The organism is Occallatibacter sp. FHG110214_02, assembly GCF_059115385.1.
The window spans coordinates 1-16557 of the sequence record NZ_JBZYWK010000010.1 but is presented as its reverse complement, the minus strand read 5'-3'; the positions used below and the strand labels follow the sequence as shown (position 1 = coordinate 16557).

Annotated in this window: 15 protein-coding genes; 4 read left to right on the top strand and 11 right to left on the bottom strand. The window is 58.3% G+C overall.

What is annotated here, in order from left to right:
- Positions 1 to 6 precede the first annotated feature (6 nt).
- From AC5S3R_RS10790 to AC5S3R_RS10760, 7 genes are all read right to left on the bottom strand, one after another.
- A complete protein-coding gene (locus AC5S3R_RS10790; protein ID WP_494267048.1) occupies positions 7 to 1629 on the bottom strand; it encodes a nickel-dependent hydrogenase large subunit in 1623 nt (540 codons plus the stop codon).
- Between the two features lie 30 nt (positions 1630 to 1659).
- Positions 1660 to 2631, bottom strand: a complete 972-nt coding sequence (locus tag AC5S3R_RS10785; protein ID WP_494267047.1) for an NADH-quinone oxidoreductase subunit B family protein — start codon at positions 2629 to 2631, stop codon at positions 1660 to 1662.
- Between the two features lie 139 nt (positions 2632 to 2770).
- Positions 2771 to 3430: a response regulator gene (locus tag AC5S3R_RS10780; RefSeq protein ID WP_494267046.1), complete on the bottom strand. Its 660-nt coding sequence runs from the start codon at positions 3428 to 3430 to the stop codon at positions 2771 to 2773.
- Positions 3427 to 5220 carry a GAF domain-containing sensor histidine kinase gene (locus tag AC5S3R_RS10775; protein ID WP_494267045.1) on the bottom strand — a complete coding sequence of 598 codons (1794 nt, stop codon included), beginning with the start codon at positions 5218 to 5220 and terminating at the stop codon, positions 3427 to 3429. The genes AC5S3R_RS10780 and AC5S3R_RS10775 overlap by 4 nt, the downstream gene beginning before the upstream one ends.
- Positions 5221 to 5235: 15 nt before the next feature.
- Positions 5236 to 5919, bottom strand: coding sequence for a hydrogenase nickel incorporation protein HypB (hypB, locus tag AC5S3R_RS10770; protein WP_494267044.1), 684 nt, complete (start codon positions 5917 to 5919; stop codon positions 5236 to 5238).
- On the bottom strand, positions 5916 to 6269 hold the full coding sequence (gene hypA, locus AC5S3R_RS10765) for a hydrogenase maturation nickel metallochaperone HypA (protein WP_494267043.1): 354 nt from the start codon (positions 6267 to 6269) through the stop codon (positions 5916 to 5918). Before hypA ends, hypB begins: the two co-directional genes overlap by 4 nt.
- Complete coding sequence (locus AC5S3R_RS10760; protein ID WP_494267042.1) at positions 6269 to 7099, bottom strand: DUF1641 domain-containing protein; 831 nt, start codon at positions 7097 to 7099, stop codon at positions 6269 to 6271. The genes hypA and AC5S3R_RS10760 overlap by 1 nt, the downstream gene beginning before the upstream one ends.
- 128 nt (positions 7100 to 7227) lie before the next feature.
- On the opposite strand from AC5S3R_RS10760, the gene hypF reads away from it, so the two are divergent.
- Positions 7228 to 9507, top strand: coding sequence for a carbamoyltransferase HypF (gene hypF, locus AC5S3R_RS10755; protein WP_494267041.1), 2280 nt, complete (start codon positions 7228 to 7230; stop codon positions 9505 to 9507).
- A 21-nt stretch (positions 9508 to 9528) separates the two neighbouring features.
- Here hypF and AC5S3R_RS10750 read toward each other — a convergent pair whose 3' ends face one another.
- The 4 genes from AC5S3R_RS10750 to AC5S3R_RS10735 all read right to left on the bottom strand — a co-directional run bounded on the left by AC5S3R_RS10750 (position 9529) and on the right by AC5S3R_RS10735 (position 14816).
- Positions 9529 to 10704: an HD domain-containing phosphohydrolase gene (locus tag AC5S3R_RS10750; protein ID WP_494267040.1), complete on the bottom strand. Its 1176-nt coding sequence runs from the start codon at positions 10702 to 10704 to the stop codon at positions 9529 to 9531.
- Between the two features lie 328 nt (positions 10705 to 11032).
- The gene (locus AC5S3R_RS10745; RefSeq protein ID WP_494267039.1) at positions 11033 to 11773 is read right to left on the bottom strand and encodes a DapH/DapD/GlmU-related protein; all 741 of its coding nucleotides are present in this window, start codon (positions 11771 to 11773) and stop codon (positions 11033 to 11035) included.
- Positions 11773 to 13278 (bottom strand): M16 family metallopeptidase, encoded by a 1506-nt coding sequence (locus AC5S3R_RS10740; protein WP_494267038.1) that lies wholly within the window; start codon positions 13276 to 13278, stop codon positions 11773 to 11775. The genes AC5S3R_RS10745 and AC5S3R_RS10740 overlap by 1 nt, the downstream gene beginning before the upstream one ends.
- Positions 13275 to 14816, bottom strand: a complete 1542-nt coding sequence (locus AC5S3R_RS10735; protein WP_494267037.1) for a M16 family metallopeptidase — start codon at positions 14814 to 14816, stop codon at positions 13275 to 13277. The genes AC5S3R_RS10740 and AC5S3R_RS10735 overlap by 4 nt, the downstream gene beginning before the upstream one ends.
- Positions 14817 to 15153: 337 nt before the next feature.
- Between AC5S3R_RS10735 and AC5S3R_RS10730 the strand changes: the two genes are divergently transcribed.
- The 3 genes from AC5S3R_RS10730 to AC5S3R_RS10720 all read left to right on the top strand — a co-directional run bounded on the left by AC5S3R_RS10730 (position 15154) and on the right by AC5S3R_RS10720 (position 16357).
- Positions 15154 to 15375 (top strand): RebB family R body protein, encoded by a 222-nt coding sequence (locus tag AC5S3R_RS10730; protein ID WP_494267036.1) that lies wholly within the window; start codon positions 15154 to 15156, stop codon positions 15373 to 15375.
- A gap of 67 nt (positions 15376 to 15442) precedes the next feature.
- Positions 15443 to 15928, top strand: coding sequence for a RebB family R body protein (locus tag AC5S3R_RS10725; protein ID WP_494267035.1), 486 nt, complete (start codon positions 15443 to 15445; stop codon positions 15926 to 15928).
- 3 nt (positions 15929 to 15931) lie between these two features.
- Positions 15932 to 16357: a RebB family R body protein gene (locus tag AC5S3R_RS10720; protein ID WP_494267034.1), complete on the top strand. Its 426-nt coding sequence runs from the start codon at positions 15932 to 15934 to the stop codon at positions 16355 to 16357.
- The last annotated feature ends 200 nt before the right edge of the window (positions 16358 to 16557 follow it).

Here is a 16557-nt window from a genome sequence, read left to right as displayed (position 1 = left end):
CTGTCCTTATGCGCCTTCGCCAATACGGAACCGCGAAAGCTCCTTGCCCGTTTTTTCGTCGTACGCATGTACCGTGCAAACCAGGCACGAGTCATACGAACGCGCCACATGTCCCAGCTCAACCGGATCGGTCGGATCGGTGATGTGCGCGCCAATAAATGCCTGCTCCATCGGTCCGTGAACATTGTTGCCGTCTTGCGGCCCAATGTTCCACGCCGTCGGCGTAATGACTTGGTAGTTTTCTATCCGGCCATTGTTGATGACAATCCAATCCGACAGTGCGCCGCGGGCAGCTTCCGTTGAGCCAAAGCCCTTGCCTTCCGCAAACTCCGTCGGCTTGGTGTAAAACTTGTCATGCAGATCAAGCGCATCCAGCCATTTGCGAGCTAGTTTGTAGTACTTGATCTCTTCATGCATGCGAGCCAGCACGCGCGTCAGCACGCTCGGCCCAATCTTGTTCACCAGGTCCAGAATGAACGGATCGGAGTCCTGATGTGCTGCCGGATCAGGGCGTCCCGCCATCACCTGCCGTGCAAGCGGGCCAGCCTCAACCGGGAGCGGCTTGCCGTTCACCTCGTAGCGCGGCGACTTCGCCCAGCTATACTTGCCCTGCTTGTGGCCTTCGAGCGGATCAATGGGCTCTGTCACGCCCTCCCACGGATGCAGATACGTGTCGCCCTTGTAGAACGAGTGCGCCACGCTCTCGCGAACGTTGAGATGGTTAAAGTCATGGAAGGCTTTGCTGCCGCCTTCATAAATTCCCGAGCGGCTGATAAGCGCGGCATTGCGGCCATCAATCGTCGGATTCTCATAGAGCGAAGGCTCGAAGTACGTGCCCGTCGAAATAAAGTTGCCGCTGCCCGCGCCGTACTTGTCGAGGCCAATCCGCAATGCAAAGCGCAAAAAGAGCGCAAGGTCAGAATTCTTCTGTGCCTCATTCTCTTCAGCCCACGCCAGCAAATCTTCCCAGCTCTTAATCTCCGAGTAGCGTTCAATCGAAGAGCCAAGCCAAAGCCCTTCCAGCCACTCGCGACGCCAGTAATCAAGAATCGCAATCGAGCGCGTTACGTCAGACAGAGTCGGCGCACTCATCACGCCACCGGGAATCATGAAGCTCGAATGCGGCCACTGCCCGCCGAAGATTGCATACACCTCGACAGGCTTGTTCGAGAGCGTCACGCCCTTCTCATACGACGTGCCGACAAACGGAGCGAAGCGGCGAACAACCTCGTCATACTCCGCCGCTCCGGCGTAATTTTTGTTGGTTAGGTCAATCGCAAACAGTGCATAAAACCAGCGGGGAACCGACTGCAGTGTCTCGCAGGCCTGCGCAATGTTGCGAATGAGTGTTGCGTTCTGGGGGACATGGGTCTTCCAGGCCGTATCCAATGCATACACGGCCTTGTACAAGTGGCTGCCGCCGCAAATGCCGCAGATGCGTGGCGTAACAATAAGCCCAGCCTGCGGGTCCTTGCCCTTGAGAATGATCTCAAAGCCGCGGAACATGCTGGCTTCTGTCCATGCGTCGGTCACAACATTGTCACGAACAGTAATCTTCAGATCGAGATCGCCTTCCACGCGTCCGAGCGGGCTGATGCGCATCTCCGAGGGTGCTACCGTGGTTGCCATAAGCTCTCCTGGGGTTTCCTTACTCGGTTGCTAGACGACGAACATATCTTCTTTGGACCACTTCGGCGCGGCAATGCGAGCCGCGGCGGCGTGGGCCATGTAGGTAACGTGGTCAGAGCCGGTTGGAACTTCACGCGGAATCGTGCCGCTGATCTTCTGCGTCTTGAAGACCGTGCCCGGCTTCAGGTCATAGAACGGGAACTCAGGCTCCGTGCAACCCGTGCAAGGCATGCCTGCGCGAGTCTTCGACGACTGCCGGTTCCACAGGATGCGGTTGCAAGGCGAGTGCGTCATCGGCCCACGGCAGCCAAGCTCATAGAACAGGCAGCCCGTGCGTGTCCCTTGGCCAAACTCCACCGTCGACTGCTTGTACTCAAAGAACTGCACGCGCGTGCAGCCCGTCTGCGTAAACGTTTTGAAGAATGTCTGCGGCCGCTGTAGATCATCGAGTGCAATGTCGCCCGCGCGCCCCGCGGCAATCGCAACAACAATCTGCGTAATCCAGTCCGGATGCGCCGGGCAGCCGGGAATGTTCACCACTGGCAGCCCCCACTTCGACTTGAAGTCCGCACCCAGAAAGCCGCCCTGCTTGCGCTTCAGATATTGCAATCCAATGTTGTCCACCGGGTTCGGATCAGTCGCCGGAATACCACCCCAGCAGGCGCAGTCGCCAATCGCAACCACCGCACCGGCCTGCGCCGCCAACTCCTTCACCCAATCCTTCATGGGCCGGTCCGCAAACATGTTGAAGCGTCCCGTGCCGTTCGGTCCCATGATGACCGTGCCTTCAAAAACAAAAATATCCAGCGGCTTTGCTCCACTGGATAAATCATTGAAGACCTTCTTCGCGTTATCGCCCATTTCCATTCCGAGCGACGGGTGCCAGAGTACGTCGATGCCGAAATCAGTCACCAGATCGCAGGCGCTCGGTTCCTCAGCATTGAGGAACGACATCGTGTTGCCGCTACACGCTCCGCCTTGCAACCAAAGCAGGCTCGCCATAAGTCTCTCTCCTTGGATTGACCTCCGGGATTGACAGACGTACGTCAGCCCCAAGACAAGAGCCGATTATTCGCGTGTGTGATAACGATGCTCAATAGCAAGAAATATGTATTTTGAATCGGACAATTTAAGTCGGGATTCACCCGTTCAACGGTGGCTGCGGAAGCACCACCAGCCCACGCTGCGAAGCCGCCCGTACCAGCTCCATCTGCGTATGCACACCCAGCTTTTGCATCAGGTTCGCCCGGTGCCGCGTAGCCGTATGTGGACTGATGGAAAGCGTATCCGCAACCGACTGCGTAGTATGCCCATCCACAATCAATTGCAGCACTTCGCGCTCACGGTCGGTCAGGTCCACGCGTTCCAGGTGCCGGTGCTCCACGCGCTCCATATCAATCGCAGGGCTCACATACTTTTTCCCCTGCGCAATCCGGTCCAGCGCACCAAACAACTCATCATCCATCGCCTGCTTCAAAATGTACCCATAAGCGCCATCGCGCAGCGCCTGCGCAACAAACTGCTCATCGTCATACATCGAAAGCACAAGCGTCCTCGTCTTCGGAAATGACTTCGCCATGCGCCTCAATGTCTCCAGACCATTCAGCCGCGGCATCGACAAGTCGAGTATCGCCACATCCGCATCAATAGATTCCAACCGCGCCAGCGCCTCTTCTCCATCGCTGGCCTCGGCCACCACCTCATAGCGATTGTCCGCGCGCAGCAGGGAAGCCACGCCTTTTCGCACAATCGCATGGTCATCAATCAAAATGACGCGAGTAAGTTTTGTAGAAACATTCATGGACGCGGCACCTCCACCTTGATCTGTGTACCCTTGCCTCGCGCGGATTTTACGGTCAGTGCTCCGCCCAGCATTCCGGCGCGTTCCCGCATGCCCAATAGTCCAAGCCCTGCTGTTGCGGCGTCGGGATCAAAGCCGCGTCCAGTATCGCGCACGGTCAGGCTAACGCGCGTTGCATCACTGCGCAAATCCAACTGCGCACTTGCTGTCTCTGAATGCCGCAACACATTGGTCAGTGCCTCCTGCGCAATGCGATAGAGCGCAGTCTCCCACTCCTGCGGCAAGCGAGGCTCAAGCGGGTCCACCGTAATCTCCACATTCAGCTCAGTACGATTCTTCAGGTCAGTCGCCAGTTGCCGCAACGCCATCTCCAGCCCCAACTGGTCCAGCGTCGGCGGACGTAGCCACTGCGCCAGGTCCTTCAACCGGCGTGTTGCTTGATTTACCTGGTCGCGCAACTCATCCAGATCATGGCGCAAGTGCGTATGTTCCGCAGGAATCTGTCGCGCCGCCACCTGTAGCGCCAGCTTGATGCCGATCAGCACCTGCCCCGCCTCATCATGCAGCTCACGCGAAATATGCTGACGCTCTTCCTCGAGCCGGTTCACATGGTTCGCAGAAAGCGCACGAATCTCCTGCCCACGCGCCTCCAGCGCCTTCAGCAATCGCGCATTCTGAATCGAAACAGCCGTCACGCTAGCAAGTGACTCAAGAAACGCCGCCTCTTGCCATGTAAACGGCGTTTGCGGAGTAGAGCGGTGCAGCTTGAAAAATCCAATCACCGCCTCAGACTGGTCTTTAATCGGCACAGCCAGCGCATGCCGCACATCAAAGTTATGAATCAGCTCCGGATCAGCCAGCGGGTCTGAAGGATACTCATTGGAAAGATAAGGGAACTCGCTCTCCATCATGAAGCCCGCAATGCCTTCGCCAATCTTCCATCGCCGCTGCAGGTCATGCCACTCATTGCGCGCCCAAAGGCCGTCACAAACCATCTCGGACTCGCCATTGAGGTTCTGCACCAGCAGCCCCGCCATGCCGCCATCGGCTTTCAGAAATAACCCGGCATTCTGCACAAGATGTCGTATCAGTTGCGTAGGATCAAGATGCTGATTCACCGCCGCATTAAAACTCAGCAGCATCTCCAGAGACCGCGACCACTCGCTCAACCTGTCCAGCAGCCGCGCACGCTGTATCCCCACGGAAACAGCCGCAGCCAGCGCCTCAAGGCTATGCACATCCTCATGCGTAAAGAACGCAGCGCCCTTTCGGTTAGTCACTTCAATGAAAGCAATCACCGAAGACTGGTGATTCAGCACCGGAATACATGCAGCACTGCGCACCTTATGGCGCTCGGCAAACCTCTCGCCCAGGTTCGCGTCCGCACGCGGATTCTGGCATACCACCGTATGCGCCGAATCCACCACGCGCGGCGCCAGCCCATTGCCCGGACCGGAATGCAGCTCCGAAGGATAAACGTAAGCAACGTGCCCAGATGCGTCGATGCCCGGAAAATTAGCCTGCGCAACCACAGAGCCATACTCCAGTACGCCAACCGTAGCCCGCTCAGCAGAAGCAATCTGCGCCGCAAGCCGCGCCAGCGCCTCCGCAAGCCGCAACGTATCAAGCTCATCCACGGAGAGCCGCGCCGCCGCCCGCAAAATCTCCATATTGCGGGCCCAGGCGCGATTTTCCTGTGTGAGCCTTGCCACTTCAAGGCGTAGAGCTTCGATTTCCTCCGCGGCAGGCGCGGTAAGGTCGTGAGCCATTGCGTCGATAGTATCAAGCATCGACGCCGTTCGATGCTAGGAGAGAGTAACGCGTGCCGTCTGCCGTTCCGCCCGCCGTTTCGCCAGAAACTCCAGCCACTCTGCAAATCCCGCGCCGGTCTTCGATGAAACCTCCAGCACAGGAATCCCCGGACGAACTTCATTCAGATTCGCATGCGCCAGCTTGGCATCAAACTCGCAAGCCGACGCAAGATCAATCTTCGTAATCACCGCCAGATCTGCAGAATTAAAAATCGTCGGATATTTCAGCGGCTTATCCTCGCCCTCGGTAACAGAAAGCAGCGCCACTCTCACAGCCTCGCCCAAGTCATAAGAAGAAGGGCAGACAAGGTTCCCGACATTCTCAATAAAGAGATAGTCGAACTCCCCAAGCCGCCATCCATCCAGATGATCCCCAATCATTTCCGCTTCCAGATGGCACCGCCCATGCGTATTGATCTGCCGCACCGGAGCCCCGCTCGCCGCAAGCCGCCGCGCATCGTTGTCCGTTTCCAGATCGCCAACCAGCGCCGCAGGATGCTCCCCCGCAGTCCGCAACTCACGCAGCGTACGCTCAAGAAAAGCTGTTTTCCCTGTGCCGGGGCTCGATACAAGATTCAGCGCCAGCAACCCCGCATCTTCAAAACGCGCCCGCAGCCCATGCGCCAACTCATCATTCTTCTTCAACACGCCTTTGCGCAACTCAACAATTCGCGTCATGCAGCGTCCTCAACTTCCACCGATTCAATCTCCAGCTCGCGCCCCTGCCGAATATCCCCGCTCGGCGTATTGCATATCGGGCAGCGAAAACTCTGCACGCCGCCCAGCTCGCGCAGCTCCCCACACTGCTTGCAGTAAATCACCACAGGCAGATTCACCACCACCAGTTGCGACCCCGCCAGCACGGTCCCTTCGGTAGCAATCTCATACCCGAATTGCAGCGCACCCTCCACCACACCGCTCAGCGCGCCCACCTTCAGGCGCACGCTGCGTATCTGCACCGCAGGCTGGTCGTGCATCGCCTCCGATACCGTGGACACTACGCTTTGAACAATCGACAGCTCATGCATTACAGTTTCGACCCAAACCGTTTCGATGCCTCAATGGCAATGTTCAGCGTCTTCTGAATCGCCGGATCTTTAAGAACCTTCATCAGATCAAACACGCCATAATTCTTCTGCGGCGCAGCCTTGGCGGAATCAAAACTATCCGCCGCAGCCTTGCCCATCTCCGCCAGCAGGCTAACGGTCTTTGGCTCAAAGAACCCCGCATTCGCCAGCGTCATGCCCGCATTGCTCAACGTGGAAACCTGGTTCAGCAATCCGCTCACCACCACTTCATGACCCGCAGTAGTCAACTCCGGCAGCGCTGCGGCAATGTCCTTCACCTGCTCCAGGTTCACTGAAGAAGACACCGAGTTCACCAGCGTATGCAGGTCGCCCATGCTCTCGGCGGCATTGTCCGCAATCTCATCGCCCCGCCGCAAAAATCCATCCACCGCATCTGCCGCAAAGCTCAGCAGCGGCAGTTTGTCCAGCAAATCCGTCAAACCCGCAATCGTCTCCGGAGCCGCAAGCCGCTCCAGCAGCCCCGACTTCAGCAGCGCATCAAACGAAGTTGAGTTGGCAACATCCGCCATCTTCGTTCCAGCCTTGGCCAGCCCCGGCAGCTTCTCCACAAAGCCCACGGCCTCTTCGCCCTGCCCCCGGAAATCATCAACAGTGCTAGTAATGTTGTCGGCAATCTCATCGCCGCGCTTCAAAAATCCTTCCAGCATCTCCAGGCTTGCGGATATCGTGTCCACATGGTCCAGCAGCCGGTTAAGCGAGTCCACGGTTTGCGGATCAGCAAGCCGGGCCTGCAGTTGTTCCTGTGGGGTAGTGGGGTCGAGTACGGGCATCGCGAATTCTCCCTCCGAAAACCACCCAAGTATCCACTTCTGCCAACGCCTATGACTATGGCATAAATTAGCCATTCCGCCTGTGCGCTGCGCCACACCTTCTACAATGACAGCGAAACGCACAGCTTATGCCGCTCATTATTCGGAAGCAGATTCGCATCACCGGGGTTGTCCAGGGAGTCGGCTTCCGCCCCTTCGTCTATGCAACCGCCCTGCGCTGCGGCATCGGCGGCTTCGTCGCCAACAATTCCGCCGGCGTAGTCATTGAGGCAGAGGGCCCAACCGAATCTGTAGAAGAGTTCCTCCGCATTCTTCGCGAAGAGCCTCCCGCGCTCGCCCGCATCGACACCCTCGAAGCCTCCCCAATCATTCCCGCGGCAGAAACCACTTTCGCCATTCACCACAGCCACTCCATCGCTGGCGAAAACACCCCCGTCCCTCCGGACATAGCCACCTGCCCCGACTGTGTCCTCGAACTCTTCGACCCCACAAATCGCCGCTATCGCTATCCCTTCATCAACTGCACCAACTGCGGCCCACGCTACACCATCATTGAGGCGCTCCCCTACGACCGCCCGCTCACAACCATGGCCAGCTTCGCCATGTGCCCCGACTGCGAAGCCGAGTACCACAACCCGCTCGACCGCCGTTTCCACGCGCAGCCCATCGCCTGCCCAGTCTGCGGCCCGCAGTTGCATCTTCATCCCAACAACCTGTCAGCAGACGCCGCTCTAGCCGAAGCGCAACGTCTCCTCAGCACCGGAGCCATCCTCGCCATCAAGGGCATCGGCGGCTTTCACTTAGCCTGCGACGCCACCAACCAGTCAGCCGTAGAAGAACTCCGCCGCCGCAAAGGCCGCGCAGGCAAGCCCTTCGCCGTCATGATGCGCTCCATCGAGCAAGCCCGCCTCTACGCCGAAGTCAGCGCGGAAGAAGGACGCATCCTCACCGGCCGCGAAAAACCCATCGTCCTGCTCCAGCGCAAAACCGGAGCGCAACCCGCACTCGCCGACTCCGTAGCCCCCGGCCAGCAGCAGCTAGGCATCTTCCTTCCATACTCGCCACTACACATGCTGCTACTCGGCGATACCCCTTTGGTCATGACCTCCGGCAACCGCTCCGACGAGCCCATCGCCCGAGACAACGCCGAAGCCCTCGACCGTCTCACCACACTCGCCGACGCCTTCCTCCTCCACAACCGCGCCATCCATACCGTCTGCGATGACTCCGTAGTTCGCGTGCACAACAATCGCGAGCTTCCCATCCGCCGTTCCCGAGGCTACGCCCCACTCCCCATCCTGCTCCCCTTCAGTACCACATCCGTCTTCGCCGCCGGAGCCGAACTGAAAGCCACCTTCTGCCTCGCCCGAGGCAATCGCGCTTACGTAAGCCAGCACATCGGCGACATGGAAAATCTCGAAACGCAACAAAGCTACGAACAAGCTTTCACGCTCATGCAGCAACTCTTCCGCATTCAGCCCCAAGCCGTAGCCTGCGACCTCCACCCCGGCTACCTCTCCACGCAATGGGCAAAAGCCTTTGCAGAGGCCAACAACCTCCCGCTCATCCCCGTGCAGCACCACCACGCCCACGCCGCTGCGCTCATAGCAGAGCATGGCCTTGCAGAAGACGCCCGCATCCTCGCGGTAGTCTTCGACGGCACCGGCATGGGAACCGACGGAGCCATCTGGGGCGGCGAAATCTTCACCGCCGGCTATCGCAACTTCGAGCGCCGGGCGCATCTTCAATACGTGCCGCTCCCCGGCGGTGACAGCGCCATCCGCAAGCCTTACCGCACCGCGCTCTCGCATCTCCGCGCCGCTAATATTCCATGGGACAAAGACATCCCATGCGTACAAGCGGCCTCGCCCAATGAACTCAAAGCCCTCGAACGCCAGCTATCGCAAGGCCTGAACAGCCCGCCAACATCCAGCATGGGCCGCCTCTTCGATGCAGCCGCATCGTTAATCGGTGTCCGCCATGAAGTCACATACGAAGCACAAGGCGCAATGGCGCTCGAAGCTCTCGCATCTTCTTCCCCCGATGAAGCCCACTATGAATTCATATTCACTTCCGAGCCAGACTTAGTGTTGGACCCCGCCCCCGTATGGCGCGCCATTCTCAACGACCAGCTCTCCGGCGTAGACAAAGCCGCCATCGCCACCCGATTTCACCGCGCCGTCGCAGCCGCCATCGCCACTTGCTGCGTCAATCTGCGCACACAAACAGGAATCAACACAGCCGGACTCACCGGCGGCGTCTTCCAAAATGTGCTCTTAACGCGCCTCGCAGCGGAAGCATTGGAAAAAGAAGGATTTCAGGTTTTAACTCACCGCATAGTGCCGCCCAACGACGGCGGCCTAGCGCTAGGCCAGGCCGCGATAGCAGCATTCAAGTCAGAGAATTAAACGAATAACCCGCAAAGAAAACTACTTGGCCGCAATCGGCTCATCGGGCTGCGTAGCCGCAATCTCAAATGTAGAAAAGCGCTTATGCTGCCCGGTAATCTCCTCCCGCAGCGCGCGCCACAACTCATCGGGAATCTTGGTAAACGCTTCCACAACAGCCGGATCAAACTGCGTACCGGAGCAGCGAAGGATCTCCGCGCGTGCAACGTCAAACCCATTGGCAGAGCGATAAGGCCGGTCGCTCGTAATTGCGTCCAGCGTATCCGCTACCGCAAAAATCCGTGCCCCTAGCGGAATATCCATCCCCTTGAGCGCCGTAGGATAGCCGCTGCCGTCAAAGCGTTCCTGGTGCGAGAGAACAATCTCCGCGGACTCATTCAAAAACGGAATCTTCCGCAGAATGTTATATCCTCGCGCACAATGCTCGCGCATCACCGCCTGTTCCGCTTCCGTCAGCGGCCCCGGCTTGCGCAAAATCTCATCCGGAATCGCCATCTTGCCGATATCGTGCAGAAACGCCCCGCGAGCAATGGTCTTAATCTCCTCCGGCCCAACACCCATCGCACGCGCCAGCACAATCGTGTAGGCCGTCACGCGCTTGGAGTGTCCTTCGGTTTCCGCGTCCTTCAAATCCAGCGCATCGCCCAGGGCCTCCAGCGTAATGTCGTAGGAGTGCTCAAGGTCTTTCATCGCCTGCTCAAGCAACTCCGTGCGTGCCTGCACAGTGCGTTCCAGGTCCTGCTGGTAGCTGCGATTCGCATGCGCCGCCTGTCCATGCACCAGCGCCCGCTCAACAGCAGCCATAAGGCTCTCGCGCCGGAACGGCTTCAGCACATAGTCATACGCCCCGCGCCGCATGGCATCAATGGCAACCGCAATATCGTCAACCGTCGTAACAATCACCACCGGAAGATGCGGCTGCGCCGTGTGCGTGCGCTCCAGCAAGGCAAGCCCGCTGCCGGTCTGCATATTGATTTCCGTGAGCACCAGGTCGAACGCCTCACGCTCAAGCAACTCCACAGCTTCGCGCACGCTCACTGCAGAATGCACCCGGTAGCCGCGCTTCTTCAGCGTAGTTGTAATCAGCGATCGGGAGTCTAGTTCATCGTCTACAACAAGAATCTGTGTGCAGCCAGAAGAGCGCTCGTCAGCGTGCTCAAGGGGGGGATATACCGTATTTCTTCCGGCTCTTTTCATGCCCGTTCCTTCCAATTTCAGGCAACCTTTCCGTTGTTGGCAACCCGGAATGGAATTGTTTCTAGTCGAATCAATCTACATTTTGTTAAGGCCGGTTTTACGCTCAGGACGCTGCCTGAGTCGAACCGCGGCCATAACCGATTATGGGATCTATCGGATGGTCTAAGCATTATCTTCTCGCCTGCATGCAAGGAAAAGCTACAGAAACCACCAGCAACGTACTGTTCTGATATACAGACGACGTCTCATAGATTTAAGGTGCAGAAATGTGTCCATTTTTCAGCCAATTTAGCAGGCCAATTTTCCCATAACGAAACATCTAATCTGTTTATGCCTTGTTCTGTTCTTTCTCCTGCTGCAACCGCTCCCTCCGCGAAGCAGCCCAGTTCTCCTTGGTAACCTGCCGCGCCCGGCCCACCGCAAGCGCATCCGCCGGCACGTCGCGGGTAATCGTAGACCCCGCGCCAATTAACGCGCCTTCCCCAACAGAAACCGGAGCCACCAATATTGAATCGCTCCCGACAAAAACCCTGTCGCCAATCTCCGTGCGTGACTTTTTGAAACCATCGTAATTCGCGGTAATCACGCCCGCGCCAATATTCACGCCCTCGCCAATCTCGGCATCGCCAAGATAGGCCAGGTGACCAGCCTTCGCTCCCTTGCCCAGCCGTGTCTTTTTCAACTCCACAAAGTTGCCCACATGTGCGTTTTCGCACACCTCGGCGCCGGGCCGTAGCCGCGCAAACGGCCCAATATCTGCACCATCGCGCAGCGCGGAATCCTCAAGCACGCAGTTCTGCCGGACAATCACGTTGTCGCCCACCGTGCAGTTCTCAATCACCGTGTACGAGCGAATCCGGCACCCCGTCCCAACCGTCGTATTCCCCAGCAGTTGGACATAGGGCTCAATTACCGTGCCCGGAGCCACGCTCACCCCCGCGTCAATCACGCAGGTGTCAGGCCGGTAGATCGTCACGCCGGCCTCCATTAGCCGCAGCGCAGTCTCCGCATGCAGCTTGCGGTCCTGCTCCGCCAGTTCCACCTTGGAAGTTGCCTTCTCCACGCTCACTACTGCTCTCCTCCACCGCCGGGCCCGCCCGCTGGCGCGCCGGGAATTGTGATATCAACGGAATGCACCGCGCCAAGCTTCAAAGCATCCAGCCCCGGCTGAATCTCGCCCTTGTTGCCCACAACCAGCACCGCCAGCTTGTCCGGATGAATATACTTCTTCGCCGCCGCATCCAGGTCCGCCACCGTCACCTTGCGAATCGCCGCTTCATAGGTCTCCAGATAATTCGACGGATACCCATAAAACTCCAGCCGCACCTGTTCGGCAAGCACCTTCTCCCGCGTGTCATAGCGGAAGAGGAAGGAGTTCAAGATATTCTCTTTCGCCCTCTTCAGCTCTTCCTCGGTAAAGGGCCGCGTAGTCAGCCCGCCAATCTCGTCAAGAGCCGCCTTCGTCGCGTCCACGGTGGAAGCGCTCTTCGTCAGCACCTCCACATTGAACAGCGCCGGATGGTCATAATCAAACCCCATCCCGCCGCCCACTGCATAAGCAAGCCCCAACTCGGTGCGCACCTTCTGGAACAGCCGGCTCGCAAACCCGCCTCCCAGAATGTCATTCATCACCGCCAGCGTCGGCACGTCCGGGTTACGCCTGTCCGTACCCAGCCCGACAATCTGGATATTCGACTGGTTCACATCCTGCTTGTCCACAAAGTAGACCGCGTGCGAAGCGTCCGCAAAGCTATCATGCCGCGCAGGCAACGCCTTCGTCTGCGGCAGTGCCTCAAAAGCTGCACGCAGCTTCGCCTCCATCGCCGCCGAGTCAAAATCACCGCTTACCGCAACAATCAGCTTGCTGCCAATCGTTCGCGCATGCCACGCATCCAGATCTGTAACCGTAACCGCACCAATCGTAGCCAACTCCGGCTGCCGCGCATACGGGCTCTTCGCGCCATAGACCAGCTTCGCCGCCTCGCGTCCCGCAATCCCGGCCTCATCATCATTGCGCCGAACAATCGCCGCGGCCTCCTGCTGTTGTGCCAGTTGCAGCTTCTCCGCATTGAACTTCGGATGCAGCAACAAGTCCAGCGCCAGAGTAAAGACCGAATCAGCATCGCCCTTCAGCGACTCCCAGGAGAGTGACGTCGAATTATCCCCGCCACTGGTCTCAATGTGCGCCGCCCGTGCTTCCAGAAAATCGTCCATCTGGTCGCCGCTCATCTTCGCCGTGCCGCTCGTGCGCCACGACTCGCCATAAAGATCCACCAGCCCAATCTTCGTCGTAGGCTCATCCAGCGCCCCGCCCGGAATCAGCACCGACCCGGAGATAAACGGCAGCTCATGGTCTTCCTGCAGAAAAAGCACAATCCCGTTCTTCAGTTCCACGCGCTTCGGCATCTGCGGCTTGAACTCTTTCAGCGCCGGAATCGGAATCTTCTCCCATGGCTTTTCCTGCTGTGCCCCAGCAATCGAAGATCCAGCCGCAACCACAGCAGCAAGCACGCCCGCAAACGCAATACGCAATCCTGTACCCTGCACCCTGTACCCCGTACCCTGAATCCTCATTTCGCACCGCCATTCTTGCCCGCGCTCGCCGTCTCCGTCTCAATCCACGCACTCGTCCGGTTGCTGGCCACAAACACCTTATTCGCCACGCGCCGAATATCCGCCTTCGTCACCTTGTCTACCTTGTCCAATTCCCGGAAGAGCTCACGCCAATCGCCAAAGCGTGTCTGATACTCCGCCAGAGCATTCGCAAGCCCCTGGTTGTCTGCCAATCCACGCAGCAGGGAAGCCCGCGTGCGCGTTTTGTACATCTGCAGCTCTTCGTCGCTCACGTCCGTCGTCTTCAACTTCTCAATCTCTTTGTGAATCGCATCGCGCATCTCCGCAGGCGTATGCCCCGGCAGCGGAAAAGCATAAAACGCAAACAGCCCCGGATACTTGTCTCCCGGAAACGGACTGAACCCCTGCGCCTCCGCGGCAATCTGCTGATCGCGCACAAGGCTGCGATACAGTCGCGAAACACGCCCATTCGACATGATGTCCGCAATCGCGTCATACACCACATCATCAGGATCGCGATAATTCGGCCTGTGATAGCCCTCGATATAAAACGGCTGTGACTGCTCGCGAATAAAGACTGTCTTCTCCGCAAACTGCTGCGGCTCAACCGTGGTCATATCTTCCGGCTTCGGCCCGCCCGGCACGCGGCCAAAATACTTCTCAAGCACCGGCATCACTTCAGCGGCCTTCACATCTCCCACCACGGCCACCACAAGGTTTGAGCCCACGTAGTACTTCTTGTGAAACTCCATCGCCTCCGTCGCCGTAATCTGGCTCACCTCGCTCGGCCAGCCAATGCTGCTGCGCCCATAGGGATGCGCTACATAAGCCGTAGCCAGAAACTGCTCAACCAGCCGCCCAATCGGATTGGAGTCCGTGCGCATGCGCCGCTCTTCCAGCACCACATCGCGCTCCTTGTAGAACTCACGCGGAACCACATCCGCAAGCCGGCTGCTCTCCAGCCACGCCCACAGCTCAAAGCGATTCTCTGGCATCGACCAGAAGTACTCCGTCGAGTCCAGCCCCGTCTCTGCGTTCAGCCCCTCGGCCCCGTTGCGTTCCGCCACTTCCGTAAACTGGTTCGGAATCACATACTGATGCGCCTCATCCTGCGCAGCCTTGAACTTCGCCTGCAGATCCTTTAGCTTCTCAGGATTCGCCCCCAGCGGATTCAGCTTCTCCGCCTCATAAGCCTTGTTCGCGGCCTCAACCTTTTCGAGAGCAACCTTCTCGGCGGCATAGTCCTTCGTGCCAATCTCCGTCGTGCCCTTGAAGGCCAGGTGCTCAAACATATGCGCCAGCCCGCTGTCGCCCGAAGGGTCATTCACATCGCCAGCATCCACATAGGTCACATAGCTGAAGACTGGAGCTTCAGGCCGTTCACACACCAACAGCGTCAACCCGTTCGGCAACACCTTCGTGGTAATGCGCTGTTCAAAACTCTTTAGGTCCTGCGCGCCAGCCGCATGCCATGCGAGCGCCAGAAGCGTCACTGCCGCGATGCTTCTCCCCGCTCTCGAGAAAAGTGTCTTCTTCATCGAATCCTCTGTGAATCGGTGTCAGTATTCATTGCGCATCTCATCTCAAGCTATGTTCCTTGTGTGGGCTGCGTCAAACCGTTGCCATGCTTATCCCGATGGCAGAGCCTTCCACGACCAGGACGCAATCGAGCCAAACAGTAGAAGGATTGAACCATCCCGTACAGCTAAAACCAAAATCATCGTGTTTTCACGGTCAGTCGCTTGACACGCCTTCGCATAACTGCGAAGCTACCTTCGCTACCCCCAGTGCACTCCAATTCTGCATTCTACGTTTGCATTCCAGCGCAATGTACGTTGGTCGCAATGCAGCACTGAGTATTGAGGAGACACTGCCTTGGCCGATCCTACAGCCGTAAACAGCCAGATCACAGACGCCGTTACCCAAGCCAATCTGAATGTTCTGGGCGACGCCCCCGCCATAGCCATATCGACGTTGTATCAGGCGACCTCCCTGGCGCTTGCCAACGCAGCGCACAACGCCACAGCCGCCCAGCAACAGGCATCCATCCTTGCGCAGTCCGTAACCACGGCTTGCCTGGATACCCTGTTAGGCTAGCCATCTCTCAACGCATGATTCGTTCAACACTTACTTTCCTGCAAAGTGCAGGATAAGGAGCAGCGTCATGAGCGATGAGACAACGTCCGGCACGCCGGCGGAACAACCGGCCACGCCTGCACAAGCCGGAGATGCCAGCCCCGGGACTCCATCGGACCCGCATCCTGCCTCGAAGGAAGCGGAAACTGCCGAGTCGAAAAGCGACAGCAGCAAAAATCCAACCAACGAAGTTCAGACCGCGCCTGAAACTGACGGCAATACAACAGGAGGGGACATGTTTCCCACAGAAGTCAACGATCAGATCACGGATTCCGTCACGCAAGCTGGCCTCAAGGTGCTGGGAGATGCACCCACTGTGGCGCTTGCCAATCTGTACCAGGCCACTGCTCAGGCATTGGCCAACGCCGCCCAAAACATAACGCTCGCCCAGCAACAGACCACGATTCTCGCCCAGGCAGCCACCACTCGGAGCGTTAGCCTGCTCTCCCGGGCTCACGCGCCCGTCGGCAGCACGCAGGCATCCGACAAAACCGAAGCGTCGGAGCGCGAATAAGCCATGCCGGACGAACAGGCACCTCCAGCTTTATCCGCCAACCCGGTTCCTCCCTCGTCCGGCTCTGCGTTGAACGATCAGGTTCTGGATGCTTTTTCGCAGATTCAGGCAATCCTGGGCAGCTCCGATACCAGCGTTTTTCGGGTGGCTGCATACCAGGCGTTCGTTCACTCCATCGCTCTCGCCATGCACAATGCCGTGGCCCAGCAGCAGCAGAGCCAAATCCTGCGGATGGCGCTTACCACCTCCGCAGCAAAATCCATCCTCGCCGGGCGCAAAGAGGAGGCGGAAAGCATTCTCGAACTCACACGTACCGGGCTTGCTTCCTTCGACTTCTCGAGCCTGTTAACCGAGATGCGCGCGCTTATCGAGGCAATCGGTGGCCAACCGGCTAAGCCGGCTGCTTCTGCGGTGGAATCCGCATCCTGAAAACCTAATCCGGTCATGGCAGGTGTTTCGTTCCTCTGAAACACCTGCCGTGAACCACTCCGCATTCCACTGCGTATACTGCCGCAGCACTGAGGTGCACCGAATGCGGAAATGGATTGCCCGTGCCGTAATCGCCATAGTCGTGCTGATTGTGCTTTTCTCCGCAGCCGTATGGCTGTTCTTCCTCTATCCCCGCCGCA

What these genes read in the sequence shown, in the direction of transcription:
- AC5S3R_RS10790 (WP_494267048.1), bottom strand. Translation starts at nt 1,629, where the DNA reads ATGGCAACCACGGTAGCACCCTCGGAGATGCGCATCAGCCCGCTCGGA.
- AC5S3R_RS10785 (WP_494267047.1), bottom strand. Translation starts at nt 2,631, where the DNA reads ATGGCGAGCCTGCTTTGGTTGCAAGGCGGAGCGTGTAGCGGCAACACG.
- AC5S3R_RS10780 (WP_494267046.1), bottom strand. Translation starts at nt 3,430, where the DNA reads ATGAATGTTTCTACAAAACTTACTCGCGTCATTTTGATTGATGACCAT.
- AC5S3R_RS10775 (WP_494267045.1), bottom strand. Translation starts at nt 5,220, where the DNA reads ATGCTTGATACTATCGACGCAATGGCTCACGACCTTACCGCGCCTGCC.
- hypB (WP_494267044.1), bottom strand. Translation starts at nt 5,919, where the DNA reads ATGACGCGAATTGTTGAGTTGCGCAAAGGCGTGTTGAAGAAGAATGAT.
- hypA (WP_494267043.1), bottom strand. Translation starts at nt 6,269, where the DNA reads ATGCATGAGCTGTCGATTGTTCAAAGCGTAGTGTCCACGGTATCGGAG.
- AC5S3R_RS10760 (WP_494267042.1), bottom strand. Translation starts at nt 7,099, where the DNA reads ATGCCCGTACTCGACCCCACTACCCCACAGGAACAACTGCAGGCCCGG.
- hypF (WP_494267041.1), top strand. Translation starts at nt 7,228, where the DNA reads ATGCCGCTCATTATTCGGAAGCAGATTCGCATCACCGGGGTTGTCCAG.
- AC5S3R_RS10750 (WP_494267040.1), bottom strand. Translation starts at nt 10,704, where the DNA reads ATGAAAAGAGCCGGAAGAAATACGGTATATCCCCCCCTTGAGCACGCT.
- AC5S3R_RS10740 (WP_494267038.1), bottom strand. Translation starts at nt 13,278, where the DNA reads ATGAGGATTCAGGGTACGGGGTACAGGGTGCAGGGTACAGGATTGCGT.
- AC5S3R_RS10735 (WP_494267037.1), bottom strand. Translation starts at nt 14,816, where the DNA reads ATGAAGAAGACACTTTTCTCGAGAGCGGGGAGAAGCATCGCGGCAGTG.
- AC5S3R_RS10725 (WP_494267035.1), top strand. Translation starts at nt 15,443, where the DNA reads ATGAGCGATGAGACAACGTCCGGCACGCCGGCGGAACAACCGGCCACG.
- AC5S3R_RS10720 (WP_494267034.1), top strand. Translation starts at nt 15,932, where the DNA reads ATGCCGGACGAACAGGCACCTCCAGCTTTATCCGCCAACCCGGTTCCT.